Genomic DNA, 18,987 nt, shown 5'->3' with positions numbered 1-18,987 from the left:
ATTTTAGCAGGATATGATATACTCAATCCTGCTTTAGTAAAAAATTTAATAGTATTTTTCCTTTACTTCTCTTGTGAATCCATAATCAATAATTACTGGCCTGCCATTAATTACTCCCCAACTACTTTGTCTATTCAAATCACTTAATAGTAAATTATAATTTTGAGAAATACTTTTTATCTGTTTTAAAGCAAACATTTCTTTTTTACTTTTAACATCAAAATATCTCCATATTTCCGTAATATTATATACCTTATTCGCTCTCTCCATAATTAAGAACTCAAAGTTTTTTGAAACATCTATAACCTTCGCAAACATGTTAGAATTGTCATAACGAGAAATATAATACTCTGTTTTATTTTGTGCAATTCCAGCTGCATTCTTTGCTATTTTTACTACATATCCATTCCCAAGATCAAATACTTCTCTACAAGAACCGGAACCAATATATCTGCAATATCCTCGTGTTATACTAAATATAATTCGATTAATATCCATTTAAACACCTGCTTTATGCTCATCTCTTTATATTCATTGGTAAAATTCTACATATTATATTATTCGCTCGATATGAAATTGGTTCGCTATGCTTTTACAACTTAATTAATTCCAAATAAAAAATGTAGCTGAGGAATTTTATTTTTTCCTCAGCTACATTTATACTTTCTACTTATCCGGCTCAACATGAACCATTACCTGCGTTATATCTAGATCTTCTTTCAATTTATCTTCTATTTTTTCGGTAATGGAATGCCCTTCAACTAAAGACAATTCAGAACTAACACTAACTACCAAATCAAGTAAAATATTATTTCCATGAACGCGCGCTCTTATATTCTTAATTTGTTTAACACCAGGAACTTGGTTAATAGATTTAGTTATACCATCAAGCTTCTCTCTACTAAAACCATCTGATAGATTATGAGTTGCCTCCCTAAATATATCCCATCCTGTCTTTAATATTAAAGCACTTACAACTACAGCTGCAAGAGGATCTATCCAAGGAAAACCAAACTGAGAAGCAACAATACCTATGGTCGTACCAATACTTACCCATGCATCAGAAAGATTATCTTTTGCAGCAGCCATTAGCCCAGAGCTTTTTATCTTAACAGCAATCCTCATATTATAACGATATACCATGTAAATAGCCGCAGCACAAAAAATTGCAACTACAGCAGATACTAAATCAGGAGCCTTAGGGTTAAAAAAGATAACTGATTTAATCGCATTATAGAGCACATCAAGACCAACAGCCAGCATAATTAAAGATGCTATTAATGATGCTATTGTTTCTGCTCTAAGATGACCATAAGGATGATCATCATCAGCTGGCTTTCTTGATATCTTTAATCCAATTAAAACTGCCACTGAAGCTATTATATCGGTAGTATTATTAATTCCGTCAGCTAATAATGCCTTGGATTGAGCAAAAAAACCAACTCCGAGTTTTAATAATGATAATGTTATATACGCTATAATACTCACTCTAGCCCCACGTTCCGCTATTTTTAAATTATTATAACTGTTTTCCATACTTTCCACCCCTGACTATACTATTTTTCAATGCTATCTTAATAATTATCATTCTTAAATAAATTTATGCAAAACATACTCTTCATTGAAGTAATTCACTTTCAAGTACTTTACTATAAGGCAATTACAGCATATGATTTGCTATAAAAATGTATTTTACAATTAAAGATTACATAAAGTTAATTTTCCAAATAACATAAGTATTATTCGTTATTATATCTACATATTATATGACACTGAATTTTATAGACCTTATCATACTTATATGTGTATATACTAAACATAACGCATTTAGCATTTGGTTAATAGTTTCAGGTTAGCTAATATGGCCATAAATTAAATATTATTATCAAACAGAAAGTAATTAAAATGTTCATTTTACAGATAAATTAATTTGCTATAGAATTTTCTATATATTTATCAAGATACCGTTCTAAGTCATCAATCTCTTCATTTTTAGGTAAACAACTAATTAATGTTTTTAAAACGTCTCTCTCCTTTATATAGTTAAGAGAAAATGAAAAATTTAAATCAATTATCCAACTTAATTCATATATTTTTCTATCATTATAATTTTCCAGTGAATTATTACTAATTTTTTTGTTTGAACGAATGTCCTTAATAAGCTCTGAATTATAGCCTGATGTAAAAGGTAAATTATCAAGCGCCGGATTAGGATGATTTTTTCTTTCTCTCTCATATCCCATAATGATTCTGAAAATATCAAGTTTATCGGCATCTCTAATCAATTTGCAAAACAATGATTCTTCCTTATTCAAATCCATCGGAAGATCTTTTGCATTATGAATATTTACAGCTTTAATAATAATCTTTCTTCTACTGTCATCTAAGTTTTTTAATGTTCCATTCTCTTCTAATATTTTAACGCCTAAAGCAGCATGATTTTCTGAAAAAGCATCCCTAAATGTCTTATACTTTTTAAATTGTTCAAACCTTCCTATATCATGGAATAATCCTATTATCTCCGCTGTATCAACTTCTTCTTGGGTGAAATTTAAAGATTTTGCAATATTTACAGCATGCTCTGCGACTTTTAGCGTATGTATTTCCTTAAGTTTAATATTCTGATTTATTAAGCTATCTTCCCCATAAAATTTTTTTACATAAGAGCTAAACCAATCATAATATTCTTTAACTAATATATTTTCCATTTTTATCTCCTTACTATATCTAAATATATATCTATTATACTCCTTTAGCATAAATTACTTAACTATAAAGCTCCCTTCTATTTGAGCATAGGTTTTAATTCACATTCATTATGAATCCTTAAAGAATAAAAATACCTTGACAATATTCATTTAATATTGCCAAGGCTTTATAATTTAGGATTTGATCATAAAAATTATATTTATTTTATGTTTATATTTATTTTCCTTGTAAATACTCATCTATTGCTTTTGCTGCCTTCTTACCAGCACCCATAGCAAGTATTACTGTTGCTGCTCCTGTAACTGCATCTCCACCAGCATAAACTGCTTCTTTAGTAGTAAGACCTGTTTCTTCTTCAGCTACAATACATCTTCTCTTATTGATTTCTAATCCTTGAGTTGTTGATGAAATTAATGGATTTGGTGATGTTCCAAGTGACATTATTACAGTGTCTACATCCATAACAAATTCTGAACCAGGAACTTCAACTGGACTTCTTCTTCCTGATGCATCTGGTTCTCCAAGTTCCATTCTTACACATTTCATTCCTTTAACCCATCCATTTTCATCTACTAAGATTTCTGTTGGATTAGTTAATACGTCAAAGATTACTCCTTCTTCCTTAGCATGATGTACTTCTTCTACTCTTGCTGGAAGTTCTGATTCACCTCTTCTATAAACGATATGGCTTTCAGATCCAAGTCTTAAGGCAGTTCTTGCTGCGTCCATAGCAACATTTCCTCCGCCTACTACTGCAACTTTTTTACCAGCTCTAACTGGAGTGTCATATCCTTCTACTGCTGCTTTCATTAAGTTTACTCTTGTTAAAAATTCATTTGCTGAACATACTCCATTTGCATTTTCTCCTGGTATTCCCATGAATCTTGGAAGTCCTGCACCTGAACCTATAAATACAGCTTTAAATCCTTCATCTTCAAACAATTGATCTATAGTTATAGTTCTGCCAACTATAACATTAGTTTCTATTTTAACACCAAGTTTCTTAATGTTTTCAACTTCATTTTTAACTACTTTTTCTTTTGGAAGTCTGAATTCTGGAATTCCATATTCTAAAACTCCGCCTGCTTTATGAAGTGCCTCAAATATAGTTACTTCATATCCTTTTTTAGCTAAATCTCCAGCACAAGTAAGTCCTGCAGGACCACTTCCTATAACTGCAACTTTAATTCCATTTTTAGGTTCTGTTGCACTTAAATCAACATTATGTGATGCTGCCCAATCTGCTGTAAATCTTTCAAGCTTACCAATGGATACTGAGTCACCTTTTATTCCTAAAACACATCTTCCTTCACATTGCTTTTCTTGTGGACATACTCTTCCACAAACTGCTGGAAGTGAGCTGTATTTTGAAATTTCTTTTGCAGCTTCTTCAAATTTTTCATCTTTAACATAAGAAATAAATCCTGGTATATTGATTGATACTGGACATCCTTCTACACACTTAGGATTCTTACAGTTTAAACATCTAGAAGCTTCTTTAGTTGCTTCTTCTTCGTTATATCCAAGACAAACTTCTTCAAAGTTAGCTGCTCTAACCTTTGGATCTTGCTCTCTTACTGGTATTCTAACTAATCTCTCATTCATGTCCATTATTTATCACCTCTGCAACCACAGCCACCGTGACTATGAGTATTTCCTTCTTCAACTTCTAACTGTGCTTTTCCTTCTTCTGTTTTATACATAGCTTGTCTTCTCATTGATTCATCGTAATTTACTAAATGTCCATCAAATTCTGGTCCGTCAACACAAGCAAACTTAACTTCTCCTCCAACAGTAACTCTACAAGCACCACACATACCTGTACCATCAACCATTATTGGGTTTAAGCTTACTGTTGTTGGAATTTTTAATTCCTTAGTTAGCATAGAAGTAAATTTCATCATTATCATTGGTCCAATAATAATTGCATGATCGTAACTTTTACCTTGATTATTAACTAGCTCTTTAAGCATATCTGATCCAGTTCCCTTAAATTCATATGAACCATCATCAGTTGTTACATAAAGATTTCCAGCAGCATTCTTTAATTTATCTTCATATATTAATAAATCTTTGTTTCTGCTTCCTAAAATAACATCTACAGCTATTCCATGTTCATGCATCCATTTTACTTGTGGGTAAACTGGTGCTGCACCAACTCCACCTGCCACAAAGATGAAATTCCTTTTCTTTAATTCTTCTATATCCTCATGTATAAATTCACTTGGTACACCTAATGGTCCAACAAAGTCAGCTACATGATCCCCTTCATTAAAAGCAGCTAACTGTTTTGTTCCTTTTCCTACAGTTTGAAAAACTATAGTTACTGTTCCTTTTTCCTGATCATAATCTGCTATAGTCAAAGGTATTCTTTCACCTTTTTCATCATTTTTTATAATAATAAATTGTCCAGGCTTTGCAGATTTTGCTACTCTTGGAGCTTCTATATCCATTGAAAATATATTATTTGTTAGCTCCTTTTTGTTCACTATTTTATACATTTACGTTCCTCCTAATTTAACCAAGTAAACTTGATTCAGATGATTTTTATATTCATCTGAATCTTAGCATAATTTTTGTTCTTGCGAGAATATACTTTATCTATAAGTATTATTTAATATCTTTATTGCTAATTGCAAATTCCATATAGATTAAGATTTAGATACAAGTTCTTTGTCTGGAGATACTAATATCTTAACATGTTTCTTCTTTTCTGGACCTGTTAATGCTCCGAATCCTTCTTCAACTATATCATCTAAATGTATTTTCTTAGTTACATATCCTTCTGCTTTTATTCTTCCATCTTTCATTTGAGCCATAGTTGCTGGGAATTCATGTCTGTATGCTAATGTTCCAATGATTTTCTTCTCAGTAAATACTAATACATTAGGATTAAATTTAACATCATTTTCCCATATGCTAGTTACAACTAAAGTTCCTTCAAACTTTAAGCTATCTATACCTGTATCAAAACCTATTTGAGCTCCTGTAGTTTCAAACGCCACGTCAACTCCTAATCCGTTAGTAAGCTTCTTAACTTCCTCTGCTATATTTACTTCATTAGGATCTAATACTACATCTGCCCCTGCTCTTTTAGCATACTCTTGTCTTATAGATTTTCTTTGTAATACTATTATTAATTTTGCACCAGCTGCTTTTAAGCACTCAATAGTTGCTAGTCCTATTGGACCAGATCCTAGTACTAACGCAGTATCCCCTGTTCTAAAATTACCAATTCTAATTGAATGTAATGCTACTGCCATTGGCTCAACTAAAGCAGCTTGTTCGTAAGACATTTCATCTGGAATCTTATGTACGAATTCTTCTGGGAAAACTGTATATTCAGCAAGTCCTCCACCACTTCCACAAAGTCCATGGAAACCTAATGATGAACATAAATTATATTTTCCTTCTAAGCATGCTGGACATTTTCCACATGCAACTATAGGTTCAACTATTACTCTATCTCCTGGTTTAAAATTCTTTACATTAGGACCAACTTCAACGACATCTCCTGAAAATTCATGTCCTAAAACTACTGGAGCAGTTGTACCACTTAATGGGTGAGGTTGTCCTACTGGTATAAATATAGGTCCTCCTAAATATTCATGTAAATCTGATCCACATATTCCACACCATTTTACTTTAATCTTTACACCATTAACTGTAACTTTAGGTTCTTCAATTTCCTCTACTCTAACGTCTTTCTTTGCATACCATAATGCTGCTTTCATCTTAAAACTCCTCCTTGGATAAATTGTTAATTAATTCACATATATTTTATTAAGCAATTTCCATGCCAAGTTATGACTAAGATTATATTTTTTTGCGCTATTTAGGTTATTTGCTTGATATAATTTTATTTTACCTATTATTTATAGTATGATTTTATATAAAAACTATGAACTACAAAAGAAAAATGTATCAAAACGATACATTTTATTTTCTCATTTTGATACATAGATTTTTCTTTTCTCATTTTGATACATCTATATGATATTTTTTTATCTTTCTATATAAAGTTGCTCTTCCTATACTTAACAATTTAGATGTTAGTTGAAGATTTCCATCACATTTTTTTATAGCATCCCTTATAGCATTCTCTTCTAATACATCGAGAGGAACTATTTTAATCTCCTCTTGATTTAGAGGTTCCTCATTCAAAGTTTGTGTCATATTATTATAATCTAAATTATTTATATCTATATTCATTATTTCATCTTCGCTTAAGTAATAATCTCGTTCAACAACATTCTTAAGTTCTCTTATATTTCCGTCCCAATCATATTTCTTTAACTTATCAATATATTCCTTACTTACAGTTATAATCTTATTTTTGTTTTTTATGTTTAGCCTTTGAACAAAATCATTTACAAGTACATCTATATCATCTTTTCTTTCTCGTAATGGAATAGTCTTTATTTCCATTACACTTAACCTATAATATAAATCCTCCCTAAAATTTTTCCTTCTTATTTCATTTTTCAATATTCTATTAGTAGCACCAATAACTCTAACATTTAGTTGTTTCTCATAAGTCCCACCGACTCTAACGATCTTTCCATTATCTAAAACCCTAAGAAGCTTACTTTGAATATCTAATGGTAGCTCACCAATTTCATCGAGGAAAATTGTCCCTCCGTCTGCTAATTCAAACTTACCTGGATGCCCTTCTTTTGATGCTCCAGTAAAAGCACCCTTTTCGTATCCAAATAATTCACTTTCAACTAATTCGCTAGGTATTGATGCACAATTTACAGCGACAAACGGACCTCTAGCCCTATCACTATAATTGTGTATTGACTGAGAAATCAACTCTTTACCAGTACCGCTTTCTCCTTGTATTAGTATATTGCAGTCACTTTTTGAAGCCTTTTTAGCGAAGGCTATCATATTTGCCATCTCTTTGCTTGTTGTCATAATGTCTTTAAATTCATATTGTGCTTTATATCCAACAAACTTATTTACTAGTTTATGTACAATCTTAACTTCTGTAAAAGTTATTACCATACCACTACTCTTACCATTTTTATTTAATGGCAAGACATTTATAACACATTTTATTATGTCATTATTTATAGAAAAATCCCATTCTATATTATTTAAAGATTTATTTTTTTCTTGCAATAATTTTTGAAAGTCTACACCATTTAGTACTTCATTAATATTCATATTCATTGCTTCTTCTAATGATATATTTAGAATTTTCAAAGCTCGTCCATTTATTCTTTTAACTTTCATATACTCATTAATAACTATCATGCCTTCTGATATAGAATCAAATGTTACATTAAGTAACTTATACGAAATAGCGAGTGCCATTTGCTTCTGTATTGATTGTGCCGCAGCAGTTACTATACCTAACGTATGAGAATGTGCATTATAATAATTTCCAGACATATTTATACATCCAATTAAATTATCATCTTCATCATAAATAGGAGATGCAGAACAAGTCCAAGAGTGTTGATTTACCCCATAATGTTCTGCTCCTATAGTCTGCACTGGTTTACCAAGGTATAAGGCAGTCCCTATAGCATTAGTTCCAACTACATTTTCTGACCATAATTCACCCTTAAGAAAGTTTAATTCCTCAATTCTCTTCATTATATCGTTATCGCCTATTACATCTACTATATATCCATCTTTATCCGTTAAAAATAATGCAAATCCTGATCCTCGAACCATGCTATAAATACTTTCCATAACAGGCCTAGCTACAGATATGAGTTCATTATTTTTATTAATTAATTCATTTATATTAGAATGTTTAACATGACCCTTACCATCATAAGGATCAACACCATAGTTCATGCATCTTATCCATGAATCACCAATTTCACTTCTAACCTTAGGATTGACATTTCCTGTAGAAATAAAGTCTTTCCAAGCCTTATTAATAAAATCCACATAATTCTCCATATATTTCTCCTATGCTTACACAAAGATAAATTTATCATTTATTATATCTTATATGATAAACTTATTAAATATATATGTCGAATTTAATAATATTTAAATTTGATGTTAGTTTTTGAATAATATAAATATATCACTCTCAACTTACTCTAAAATTTGAAAATCATTTAATATCCATACATAATTCTAATCCAAAGTAACGCTTATGTTCATCATCAATAAATTTTAAAGGTCCATTATAAAGTATTGTTCCTGCATATTTTCCCTTCGTTATAACAATAAAATTATTCAAATTATGGTCTGATGATCTTAAATTAAATTGAAATTCCCTAAGTTCTTTTTGAATAGTTTTAGTATCCAATTTCATCATCCCAAGTTCTGTAATTTCATCATCTGATAACTTTTTATCCTTATCCATATCTCCAATTTTAATTAAAGCTGTCGCTAAGTCTGTTCTAATTTCACTAGAATCAACTATTTTGCCATCAGATCCAAAATCATTTATTTGAAAATTCTCATTTGATGTTCTTTCCGTCTCAAGAGTATTTACCGTTTCACTAAGCATACTGATATCAGTTTTAAAGTCATCAACTGCGAGGCTACTACTATTGATACATTCAATAAAATTATAGAACCTTACTATACTTGTCAAAAAAATAATTAACAATAACAGGAGAAAAAGCATTTTTATTAGATTAATTTTTCTTATAACTATGCTATCTATATTAGACTTATAATTATAAGACAGTAAATTTCTAGTATACATTCTTTCACCTATCCTTTAAAATCTATTTATTTACATTATTAAGTGTAATACTCTATTATTAATTAAAACTTGTTTACGTGTAAAAAGCATGTTAAAACTCCTTCTGTTTTTGCTGATTTTATATAGATAATTCAACTAAGACCTTAACTTATGCATATAACTCGCCGAAATGAATAACATACTTCTGTTCCAGTTTCTAGTTGGGATATATTTCATAGTATAAATCTAACTTATAATTGGCTTATCTATATAGGTATCCAAACTTAGAATCCAACTTATTAGATGAATGTATTTACAAATTTACTAAAACTTTAAGTTCATATCTTCACTAGAAATCATAAATATATTTGTGGAGAAAACATTTGAAAATGAGCTGTTAAAGGTTCTTAGCTGTAGGTTGTTCCATTTTAGCTTGTCAAACTGAAAGTTGGAGCATGCTAAAGTTGATACTACCTGCTGCTTAGAACCTTCAGCGATATTTTCATAGCTTTTCGGAATCAAAATATTTATAATTTCGGTGAGGTATACTTAGGCTATGAAATATATCCTAACTAAAATAATAAGGCTTAGAAATGCAATTTAATAACATTTCTAAGCCTTATTTTAAAATAAATATTATTCACTAATCTATTCTTATTAATTTAGCTATATTTTTTGTCTATGTACTTTATATTCTATATATTCTATTTATCTGATTTTTTATTCTTTTTTGCCATATCTTTGTTGTGCACCTTATGGTTCAACTTATTATCATCACTATCTATCTTAATTTTCACCTCTTTGGTTTCAGAAGCTTCTACTTTATCATTAGCATCTATATCTTCTTTGCGTAATTTTATTTTATCACTATCCTTAACTTTTAAAGCACCACACTTAGTATCCTTTTTAGCTTTTATATCTTCGCTATCTATTATTTCTATCACTGAATCCTCAAGTATACGGGTTTGGCATGCCAATCTATATCCATCATCAATTTTTTCTTTTCCTAAAACTTTTAATTCTTCTTTAGTTGGTTCAGAAAGTTTTCCCTCTATAACTTTAATAACACACTTTCCACATTTTCCTTTTCCTTCACATGAGTCATTAATTTTTACCTTAGCATTTTTAGCAGCTTTTAAAACCTTTTTCTCATCTTTAACTTCTACTTCACTTATAAACTTAACCCTTACTGACATTCTTTCCCTCTCCTTTAAATCTTATATTGATAATTTTAAATTGACAGTTGTAACTTTATTTTATTGAAATTATTTGTAAGTTTAATTCCTATGTATTTCTTCACTTATCATAAACAATCTTATTTTTAAATTTGTTTGTTACCTTAAAGGATAATTATGTAAAGCTACCCTCTAAAAATTATATGATTGTTTACCTCTACAACTTCCCAATCAAAACTTAAATCCAAAATTATTACTCTAAATACTTATCTTTATTAAAATTATATACTTTAAATCATGATACTATACAAAACCTACTGGGTTCTATGCCTCAATAGCTCAATATTACTATTTTCAACTTTCCCTCTATATTTCTTTGCACTAACAATGACATAAATAGCAAACCAAGGTACTTATTTTAAATGACATATAAATGACAAATAGAGTCACCTTTTGTTGGTAACTCTATTTATTATATAATCCATATACTCGATCTATATTTAAATCATTACCATCTACATCCTCCAACTCTAACACTCCAGTTTCTCATTTTCTTTGCAGTTTGATCGCTTTGATAAGCCTTAATCTCATTCTCAGCTTTCTTTCTTCTTTTAATTATATCCTTAACTGTTTTTTGAGTTAGTTCTTTTGGAGTCATATTATCCCACCATCCTTTTTATTTTTGAAATAAAATTTCATCATTACATAAAGTCAATGGTAAATATATTAAGTTTGTACACATTAATTATTTTGTATAGTATTAAAATCACATCATTTATTCTATAAAACGCTGTACTTAAAATTTATTTATCTTTTACTGTAATTATACATCACATTTCTAATTTTTCACCATAATGCGTATAAATTATATTTAATATAAGCATTAAATTAGTAAATTTCTTTAAATACAACCTTTCTAAATCTATTTATTTCTATCATACAATAAAATTGTTAAATTTCTACACGTAAAACTTTAAAAGAACGTTAAAAATATTATATTGGTTACTATACTAAACTAACATTATTTTATTATTCATAAAAGTAACACAACATTAACATACCTTTAATGCTATCTTAGCTTTTTATAAATATACTATATCTATAAAGAATTTAACCATTCTTTGCTTCCTCAATTAAGAATAACCTTGTGGAAGTTTTCTAATATAAATATTTAATAAAGGAGATGTAAATAAAATGAATACTTTAAATATCTGTATTGATATCGACGGAACGATAACTAAGGCTTATGACTGGCTAGATATGGCGAATAAATATTTTAAGAAGAATATAACGGAAGATCAGGTAACAGAATATGAAATTCATGAAGTTATGGGTATAAAAAGGCAGGAATATGACGATTTCTATAATAGAAATAAGTTCAAACTCCACTCAGATCAAAAACTAAGAGATGGTGCTAAACTTGTTATAACTGCATTGCATCAATTTCATAATATATATTTTGTGACAGCTAGAGATTTAGAGCTAAAAACACTGACTCATCTATTTTTAAGAAACAATGAAATACCTTATGATAACTTATTTGTTTTAGGTAGCCACTACAAGGTTGACAAAGCACACGAATTAGATTGTAATGTTTTTATTGAAGATAACTACAATAATGCAATTCAGTTATCGGAGGCAGGATTCAATGTTCTTCTTATGGATACAAATTATAACAGGAAACCTATAAATGATAAAATAACTAGAGTTAATAATTGGAATGAAATATTCTTAATTATAACAGAACTATCTTCACAAATTAAAGCTGTTTAAAAAAAAGCCTCTCCTTAAAAGAATTAGGATAAGCTTTTATCTTAATAACTAATCATCTATCAGCCTGTATCCAACACCAACTTCTGTATAAATATATTGTGGCTGTGCTGGATTCTTCTCTATTTTCCTTCTAAGGCTTGCCATAAAAACCCTAAGTGATTGAGTTTCATTACCTAAAGCTGCACCCCAAATTTCATTAATTATGAAATTATGGGTTAATACTTTTCCTGCATATTTACAAAGTAGTGCCATTATTTTATATTCTATAGGGGTTAGATGTATATCCTCGTCATCTATACTAACTTTTCTTTTATTAAAATCAACAACCAATCCCTTAACCTTAAATATTTCTGTATTTTTATTTTCAGATGTATTTGTTACACTGTGCCTTAAAGAAACTCTAATCCTAGCTAATAATTCTCCAATTCCAAAAGGCTTAGTCAAATAATCATCTGCTCCTTTGTCTAAAGCTTCAATCTTCTGTCTTTCATTTTCTCTTGCTGAAACTATTATTATAGGTATTTTAGACCACTCTCTTACTTTTGTGATAACATTGATTCCATCAATATCTGGAAGCCCTAAATCCAATATTATCAAGTCTGGTTTATGAGACATAGAAAGCGCAATAGCTTCAATTCCTTTCTCTGTTTCTATATAATTAAATCCTTGTGCTTTTAATGATGCTGTTATGAAATTTCTTATGGGCCTGTCATCTTCCACTACAAGAATATATGGCTTATTATCCATCTATCTTTCCCTCCTTTGGAATGTTAAATCTAAAAATTGCGCCTCCTTCATCTTTGTTCTGGGCGCTGATTTTCCCACCATGTCCTTCAACTATAGATTTACAAATTGCGAGCCCAAGCCCAACACCTCTTCTTGAATCAGATATTTTATCTCCATTTGTAAAAAATCTATCAAATATATGTGGTAATATTTCTTCTGATATTCCTATCCCATCATCTATTACCTCAAATATAACATCGCCTACTTCCTCATATACTTTAACCTCAATTAAAGCTTCCTTAGGAGTAAACTTAATAGCATTATCAAAAAGATTTATAAGAACTTGCTCAATTAAATTTCCATCCATAGATAACATTATAACATCTTCTGGAACTGTTACCTTTATCTCATGATCCTTCAAGCGTTTTGAAGTTCTTTGAACTGCTTCATATACAACTTCTTCTACGAGTTCAAGGTTCTTTTTAATTTTCATGTTCCCACCTTCAAATCTAGTCATGCTGAGTAAATTTTCTACCAATCTTATAAGCCATTCAGTATCATCATAAATTCCTTGGAAAAGTTCATCTTTAGTATCTTTAGATAGAAGTTCTCCTGTTTCAATGATAGTACTTATTGCTCCTTTTATCCCTGCAAGTGGACTTCTTAAATCATGGGAAATTGATCTTAAAAGATTACTTCTTAATCTCTCACTTTCAATTTCTAACTTTGAATTTTTCTGAGTTTCAGCGAGAATTTCTCTATCTAAAGCAATATATATTTGACTAGCTACAGTCTCGAAAATGAATTTTTGTTCTGGTTTTAAGTTTCCAGTGATACAAGAGACACCTAACACGCCTAATACTTTATTATGACTTTTCAGAGGCATATAATATCCTTTTGCTCCATAGAAAGTATTAGTTCCCGCACCTGACTCTTTATCATTTAATAATGTCCAATATGCAACAGCTTCTTCCTCTTTATTTAGCAATGTCCGATCTTTCTCACCTTTAGTAGCCGTATAAATAAAAGGTGTTGTTAATTTATTTTCTTGAACTAAGTAGCAAATAACTGTTCTTTCTAATAATCTAGATAAATATTTTATCCCTATTCCCACAACATCAGCTGTACCTGTTGCACTTAGTAACTTTCTACTTACTCTATATAAAATTTGTGTTGTATTCTCTCTTGCTAAAGAATTTTGTGCTTCCCTTTGTATCTTGCTTGTGAGAGTACCAATTGTAAATGTCACTATTAACATTATTGGGAAAGTAGCTAAGTAGCTTTTATCATAAACTTCAAGAGAATATCTTGGATCAGTAAAAAGAAAATTAAATAAGAATATACTTATGATTGAACATATAAATCCTAAAAGATACCCTCTAGTTTTCATATTTACTATAATTACACCCAGAATAAAAATCATGATGACATTTGCTTCACGAAATCCTATGTAGTCTATAAATAATGAAATCATTGTAGATATAATCATTATTAAACTAGCTGTTAAAATTTCTTTCCATGAAATACTGACCCTTACTTTTTTTCTTTTTATAATGTTTTCTTTTTCTTTATTAAAAGTTGAATTCGGTATAACATAAACGTCTATATATGAATTAGACTCCATTAATTTATCAACTATATCTCTAGCATAAATTCTAAAAAAATTATTTGGTTTTTTATGATTTTTTCCTATTATAATCTTTGTGACATTTCTAAATTTTGCATATTGAATTATTTGTTCAACTATATCATCGCTATATACAGTTACTATCTCTCCACCCAACTCTTCTGCCAACTTAAAATTTGCACTCAAACTCTCCTTATCCTTTTTACTTAAGTTTCTCGACTTTGTTGTTTCCACATAAAATGCTATCCATTTTGAATGATGTGCTTCTGCCATTCTCCTTGCTGTTCTTATAACCCTTGAAGAAGATGGTGATGAAGAAATGCAGGCTAATATTGCATCTACTGTTGGCATTACGGTAATTTGCCCTTTTGACAACCTTACGCTTTCCACTTCATAATTTACTCTATCAGCAGTTCTTCTTAATGCAATTTCTCTAAGTGCAAATAAATTATTTTTAGTAAAAAAATTATTAAATGCTTTTGTCGCTTGTTCCTTATCATACACTTTTCCATCACTAAATCTTTTCAAAAGTTCATCTGGTTCAATATCAATTAATTCTACTTTATCAGCCTCATCAAATATTTTGTCCGGAATTCTTTCTCTAACTGAAATATGGGTTATACTTTCAACTATATCATTTAAGCTTTCTATATGCTGAACATTTAAAGTCGTATAAACATTTATTCCCGCTTCTAAAAGTTCCTCAATATCCTGCCATCTCTTTCTGTGCCTTTGCTCACTAGCATTTGTATGAGCTAGTTCGTCTACTAGCATAATTTCAGGTTTTCTAATAAGAGCCATATCCAGGTCAAATTCTTTTAAGGTTATCCCCTTATACTCAATAATCCTATTTTCTATACTCTCAAGTCCATTTAGCAATGCCATAGTTTCTTGTCTTGCATGTGGTTCTATATAACCTATCACTACATCGTAGCCCAATTTCTTCATATCATGTGCTTCCATAAGCATTGCATAGCTCTTACCAACACCAGCAGCATAGCCAAAAAATATTTTTAATTTTCCTCTTGAAGACACATTCTCTTCTTTTTTTATTTGATTTAAAAGATACTGTGGATCTGGCCTTTCATTTATATCTATTTAAATCACTCCTAACATTTCTTTAATTTTATCTTAGGCACATAAAAGAAACTAATAGTAAGACATACTGTTTTATTATTTCTTTGATTGCGCCTTCTGCCTAATGAAATTATATATCACTTCCTTTAACTTCTCCATTTAAAGATTTAACTCTCATATAGTTTTGTTTATCCTCATCAAAAGTTATTTCTATTTTATTATCATTTATAGTATACTTACCATACGTATAAAATACATCCTTATAAGAATTGTTTATTACCTTGCATTTACCATTCGAATTAAGCTCTAAAATAGTATTATCAGATGTTTTATATTCTCCAGCATATGGATTATTATTACAACCCGCTATGGAAATGATTATGATAATAGCTAAAAGCCCTAAAAATACTCTTTTCATAGTAATCCCTCTCATTCTATAAAAGTAAAATGAACTAGAATCCCAAATTACTTTATATTTAAAAGTGAAGCTATTTCCATATTGACTTTTAGAACATTTACTCTTGGTTCGCCAAATACTCCAAGTGTTCTACCCTCGGTGTATTTATCAATTAATTTTTTAAGATCACTTTCACTTATTCCTGAGGCTTTTGAAACTGCTGGAATTTGAATTTCTGCCGCCTTTGGACTTATATCAGGATCTAACCCAGAACCAGAACTTGTAAGCAAGTCTGTTGGTATATCTTCTTTCTTAACTCCAGGATTAGCAGCTAAGAAATCATTTATATCTTTTTCAACTCTTTCTCTAAGAATTTCATTGGAAGGAGCTAAATTTTGTGACCCTGAGCCCACTCCACTATATACTACTTTTCCACTTTCATCTGGTACATTATCTGCTTCTGTATAAGTGTTATAATTTACAGCTGAAATTCTTCCTCTAAAGAACCTTGGATCTGTGAAATTTTGTCCTATAAGTTCTGATCCAACTTCATTTCCATTAACAGTTATCATACTTCCATTAGCTTTTTTATTAAAAACCAACTGGCTTATTCCAGTCATTAAAAGAGGATATATAAGCCCACAAAGTACCATAAAAGTAATACTTAACAGAATAGATTTTTTGATTATTTTCATATAAAAATCTCCTTTTCTTATTGAGGTACATAATTTTTTCTTAGCCAATAATCTTCATTATCTAAGTTAGCCAATATTAAGAATTCTAACTAACGGAGTAATAATCATGTCAATTACCTTTATTCCTATGAATGGAATAATTACTCCACCGCCTCCATAAATAAGCATATTTCTGAGCAACATCATCTCTGCTTTCATCGGTTTATATTTTACACCTCTCATTGCTACTGGAATAAGTAGTGGTATTATTATTGCATTAAATATAAGAGCCGATAGTATAGCACTATATGGTGTTGAAAGTCTCATTATATTCATAATCTGCATTTCAGGTATAGCTACTGTAAATATTGCAGGTATAATAGCAAAATACTTTGCTACATCGTTAGCAATACTGAAAGTAGTTAAAGCCCCCCTTGTAATCAATAATTGTTTTCCTATTTCAACTACCTCAAGAATTTTTGTTGGATCCGAATCTAAATCTACCATATTAGCTGCTTCTTTAGCCGCTGTGGTTCCACTATTCATGGCAAGCCCTACATCTGCCTGTGCTAGAGCTGGTGCATCATTGGTTCCATCTCCAGTCATGGCTACAAGTTTACCTTGTTCTTGCTCTCTTTTAATTGCATCAATTTTATCTTCTGGTTTACATTCAGCTATAAATTCATCTACACCAGCTTCTTTAGCAATAGTTGCAGCAGTTAATGGATTATCACCAGTACACATAACTGTTTTAATCCCGATTTCTCTAAGTCTTTGAAATCTGAGAGCAAGACCTGGCTTAACGGTATCTTTAAGATATATAACTCCGTATATTTTATTGTTTACGCAAACTACAAGAGGTGTTCCTCCAAGTTTCGATACTCTGCTAACAGCTTCATCTAAATCATCTGGAATAATTCCTCCCATTTCTTTTATTCTGTTTCTTATAGAATCAGAAGCTCCCTTTCTTATATCAGTACCATCAGGCAAGTCCACTCCGCTCATTCTTGTTTGAGCTGTAAACTCAATAAAATCTAAATTTTTATACTCTTCTTCATTAATTGTTGCTTCGCTTCTTCTAGCAAGATCAACTATTGATTTTCCTTCTGGTGTATCATCTTTTATTGAACAGATTACTGAATAATTTATTAAATCTAATTTCCTTACGTTGTCAACTGGTATAAAATCCGAGGCTAATCTATTACCAAATGTTATAGTACCTGTCTTATCAAGAAGCATTGTATCAATATCGCCGCAGGCTTCTACAGCTTTTCCTGACATAGCTATAACATTGAATTTAGTAACTCTATCCATACCCGCAATCCCAATAGCTGATAATAGACCACCAATTGTTGTTGGTATTAAACAAACAAGAAGTGCTATTAAAGTTGAAATATAAATTGAAACACCCGAGTAATTAGCCATTGGATAAAGTGCAACTATAACTATAAGAAATATAATTGTTAAGCTAACAAGTACAGTATTAAGCGCAATTTCATTTGGAGTTTTTTGTCTTGATGCTCCCTCTACAAGAGATATCATTTTATCCAAAAATGACTCACCTGGTGTTGCTGTTATCTCGATCTTTAGCCAGTCACTTACAACCTTTGTTCCTCCTGTAACTGATGCAAAATCTCCTCCACGTTCTTTCATAACAGGTGCTGACTCACCAGTTATTGCAGATTCATCAACAGAGGCTATTCCTTCTACGACTTCACCATCATTAGGAATTATATCTCCATTTTCAACTAAAACTATATCTCCTTTTTTTAATTCATTTGCATTTATGACTTTAGTTGTTCCATCAGGATTCAACAATTTTGCTACAGTATCTTTACGCATTTTCTTTAAATTCTCAGCTTGAGCCTTTCCTCTACCCTCAGCTACGGCTTCCGCAAAATTTGCAAAAAGTACTGTTATAAACAATATTAGAGCTACAATAAAATTATATATTCTTAAATTACTTCCTTTATCTCCAAATAAGCTTGGATAAAATGTAAGCAATAAAGTTATAACAAAACCCACTTCAACAACAAACATAACTGGATTCTTTATCATATATTTAGGATTTAATTTCTTAAAGGACTCTATAATCGATTCTCTTAATATATCTCTTGTAATAAATTTAGACTTTTTTCTTTTATCACTCATATTATTTTTCTCCT

General features: G+C 30.2%; 16 protein-coding genes. 1 reads left to right on the top strand and 15 read right to left on the bottom strand.

Annotated features, from left to right (window positions below):
- Positions 1–45: 45 nt before the first annotated feature.
- From AXY43_RS22425 to AXY43_RS28120, 10 genes are all read right to left on the bottom strand, one after another.
- Positions 46–498 (bottom strand): hypothetical protein, encoded by a 453-nt coding sequence (locus AXY43_RS22425; protein WP_105412188.1) that lies wholly within the window; start codon positions 496–498, stop codon positions 46–48.
- A 168-nt stretch (positions 499–666) separates the two neighbouring features.
- Positions 667–1,536 carry a cation diffusion facilitator family transporter gene (locus AXY43_RS22420; protein WP_105412187.1) on the bottom strand — a complete coding sequence of 290 codons (870 nt, stop codon included), beginning with the start codon at positions 1,534–1,536 and terminating at the stop codon, positions 667–669.
- Positions 1,537–1,925: 389 nt separating this feature from the next.
- Positions 1,926–2,708 (bottom strand): HD domain-containing protein, encoded by a 783-nt coding sequence (locus AXY43_RS22415; RefSeq protein ID WP_039770648.1) that lies wholly within the window; start codon positions 2,706–2,708, stop codon positions 1,926–1,928.
- 217 nt (positions 2,709–2,925) lie between these two features.
- Positions 2,926–4,320, bottom strand: coding sequence for an NADPH-dependent glutamate synthase (gene gltA / locus AXY43_RS22410; RefSeq protein ID WP_105412186.1), 1,395 nt, complete (start codon positions 4,318–4,320; stop codon positions 2,926–2,928).
- Positions 4,320–5,210 carry a sulfide/dihydroorotate dehydrogenase-like FAD/NAD-binding protein gene (locus AXY43_RS22405; protein ID WP_105412185.1) on the bottom strand — a complete coding sequence of 297 codons (891 nt, stop codon included), beginning with the start codon at positions 5,208–5,210 and terminating at the stop codon, positions 4,320–4,322. Before AXY43_RS22405 ends, gltA begins: the two co-directional genes overlap by 1 nt.
- 150 nt (positions 5,211–5,360) lie before the next feature.
- On the bottom strand, positions 5,361–6,443 hold the full coding sequence (locus AXY43_RS22400; protein WP_011968796.1) for a 2,3-butanediol dehydrogenase: 1,083 nt from the start codon (positions 6,441–6,443) through the stop codon (positions 5,361–5,363).
- Positions 6,444–6,684: 241 nt separating this feature from the next.
- Entirely contained in the window at positions 6,685–8,631 is a 1,947-nt protein-coding gene (locus tag AXY43_RS22395) for a sigma-54-dependent Fis family transcriptional regulator (RefSeq protein ID WP_023976861.1), read from the bottom strand.
- A 160-nt stretch (positions 8,632–8,791) separates the two neighbouring features.
- A complete protein-coding gene (locus AXY43_RS22390; protein WP_241395415.1) occupies positions 8,792–9,280 on the bottom strand; it encodes a hypothetical protein in 489 nt (162 codons plus the stop codon).
- Positions 9,281–10,077: 797 nt separating this feature from the next.
- A complete protein-coding gene (locus AXY43_RS22385; RefSeq protein ID WP_077856405.1) occupies positions 10,078–10,569 on the bottom strand; it encodes a 2Fe-2S iron-sulfur cluster-binding protein in 492 nt (163 codons plus the stop codon).
- A 487-nt stretch (positions 10,570–11,056) separates the two neighbouring features.
- Entirely contained in the window at positions 11,057–11,206 is a 150-nt protein-coding gene (locus tag AXY43_RS28120; protein ID WP_017211431.1) for a hypothetical protein, read from the bottom strand.
- A gap of 536 nt (positions 11,207–11,742) precedes the next feature.
- Here AXY43_RS28120 and AXY43_RS22380 point away from each other — a divergent pair.
- Entirely contained in the window at positions 11,743–12,321 is a 579-nt protein-coding gene (locus AXY43_RS22380) for a 5' nucleotidase, NT5C type (RefSeq protein WP_023976864.1), read from the top strand.
- Positions 12,322–12,369: 48 nt separating this feature from the next.
- Here AXY43_RS22380 and AXY43_RS22375 read toward each other — a convergent pair whose 3' ends face one another.
- The 5 genes from AXY43_RS22375 to kdpB form a co-directional block, all read right to left on the bottom strand.
- Positions 12,370–13,068: a response regulator gene (locus AXY43_RS22375; protein ID WP_039773319.1), complete on the bottom strand. Its 699-nt coding sequence runs from the start codon at positions 13,066–13,068 to the stop codon at positions 12,370–12,372.
- A complete protein-coding gene (locus AXY43_RS22370; protein WP_105412183.1) occupies positions 13,061–15,772 on the bottom strand; it encodes a sensor histidine kinase in 2,712 nt (903 codons plus the stop codon). Before AXY43_RS22370 ends, AXY43_RS22375 begins: the two co-directional genes overlap by 8 nt.
- 109 nt (positions 15,773–15,881) lie before the next feature.
- The gene (locus AXY43_RS22365; protein ID WP_105412182.1) at positions 15,882–16,169 is read right to left on the bottom strand and encodes a hypothetical protein; all 288 of its coding nucleotides are present in this window, start codon (positions 16,167–16,169) and stop codon (positions 15,882–15,884) included.
- A 47-nt stretch (positions 16,170–16,216) separates the two neighbouring features.
- On the bottom strand, positions 16,217–16,843 hold the full coding sequence (locus tag AXY43_RS22360) for a K(+)-transporting ATPase subunit C (RefSeq protein WP_105412181.1): 627 nt from the start codon (positions 16,841–16,843) through the stop codon (positions 16,217–16,219).
- 66 nt (positions 16,844–16,909) lie between these two features.
- The gene (kdpB, locus tag AXY43_RS22355; RefSeq protein ID WP_105412180.1) at positions 16,910–18,973 is read right to left on the bottom strand and encodes a potassium-transporting ATPase subunit KdpB; all 2,064 of its coding nucleotides are present in this window, start codon (positions 18,971–18,973) and stop codon (positions 16,910–16,912) included.
- Between the last annotated feature and the right edge of the window lie 14 nt (positions 18,974–18,987).

Origin of the sequence: Clostridium sp. MF28 (assembly GCF_002969175.1) — a bacterium.
GTDB lineage: Bacteria > Bacillota > Clostridia > Clostridiales > Clostridiaceae > Clostridium > Clostridium beijerinckii.
This window is presented reverse-complemented; position numbering and strand designations above follow the sequence as displayed.

Excerpts from the sequence above, each read along its gene's own strand:
- AXY43_RS22425 (WP_105412188.1), bottom strand. The coding sequence starts at position 498 with ATGGATATTAATCGAATTATATTTAGTATAACACGAGGATATTGCAGA.
- AXY43_RS22420 (WP_105412187.1), bottom strand. The coding sequence starts at position 1,536 with ATGGAAAACAGTTATAATAATTTAAAAATAGCGGAACGTGGGGCTAGA.
- AXY43_RS22415 (WP_039770648.1), bottom strand. The coding sequence starts at position 2,708 with ATGGAAAATATATTAGTTAAAGAATATTATGATTGGTTTAGCTCTTAT.
- gltA (WP_105412186.1), bottom strand. The coding sequence starts at position 4,320 with ATGGACATGAATGAGAGATTAGTTAGAATACCAGTAAGAGAGCAAGAT.
- AXY43_RS22405 (WP_105412185.1), bottom strand. The coding sequence starts at position 5,210 with ATGTATAAAATAGTGAACAAAAAGGAGCTAACAAATAATATATTTTCA.
- AXY43_RS22400 (WP_011968796.1), bottom strand. The coding sequence starts at position 6,443 with ATGAAAGCAGCATTATGGTATGCAAAGAAAGACGTTAGAGTAGAGGAA.
- AXY43_RS22395 (WP_023976861.1), bottom strand. The coding sequence starts at position 8,631 with ATGGAGAATTATGTGGATTTTATTAATAAGGCTTGGAAAGACTTTATT.
- AXY43_RS22385 (WP_077856405.1), bottom strand. The coding sequence starts at position 10,569 with ATGTCAGTAAGGGTTAAGTTTATAAGTGAAGTAGAAGTTAAAGATGAG.
- AXY43_RS28120 (WP_017211431.1), bottom strand. The coding sequence starts at position 11,206 with ATGACTCCAAAAGAACTAACTCAAAAAACAGTTAAGGATATAATTAAA.
- AXY43_RS22380 (WP_023976864.1), top strand. The coding sequence starts at position 11,743 with ATGAATACTTTAAATATCTGTATTGATATCGACGGAACGATAACTAAG.
- AXY43_RS22375 (WP_039773319.1), bottom strand. The coding sequence starts at position 13,068 with ATGGATAATAAGCCATATATTCTTGTAGTGGAAGATGACAGGCCCATA.
- AXY43_RS22365 (WP_105412182.1), bottom strand. The coding sequence starts at position 16,169 with ATGAAAAGAGTATTTTTAGGGCTTTTAGCTATTATCATAATCATTTCC.
- AXY43_RS22360 (WP_105412181.1), bottom strand. The coding sequence starts at position 16,843 with ATGAAAATAATCAAAAAATCTATTCTGTTAAGTATTACTTTTATGGTA.
- kdpB (WP_105412180.1), bottom strand. The coding sequence starts at position 18,973 with ATGAGTGATAAAAGAAAAAAGTCTAAATTTATTACAAGAGATATATTA.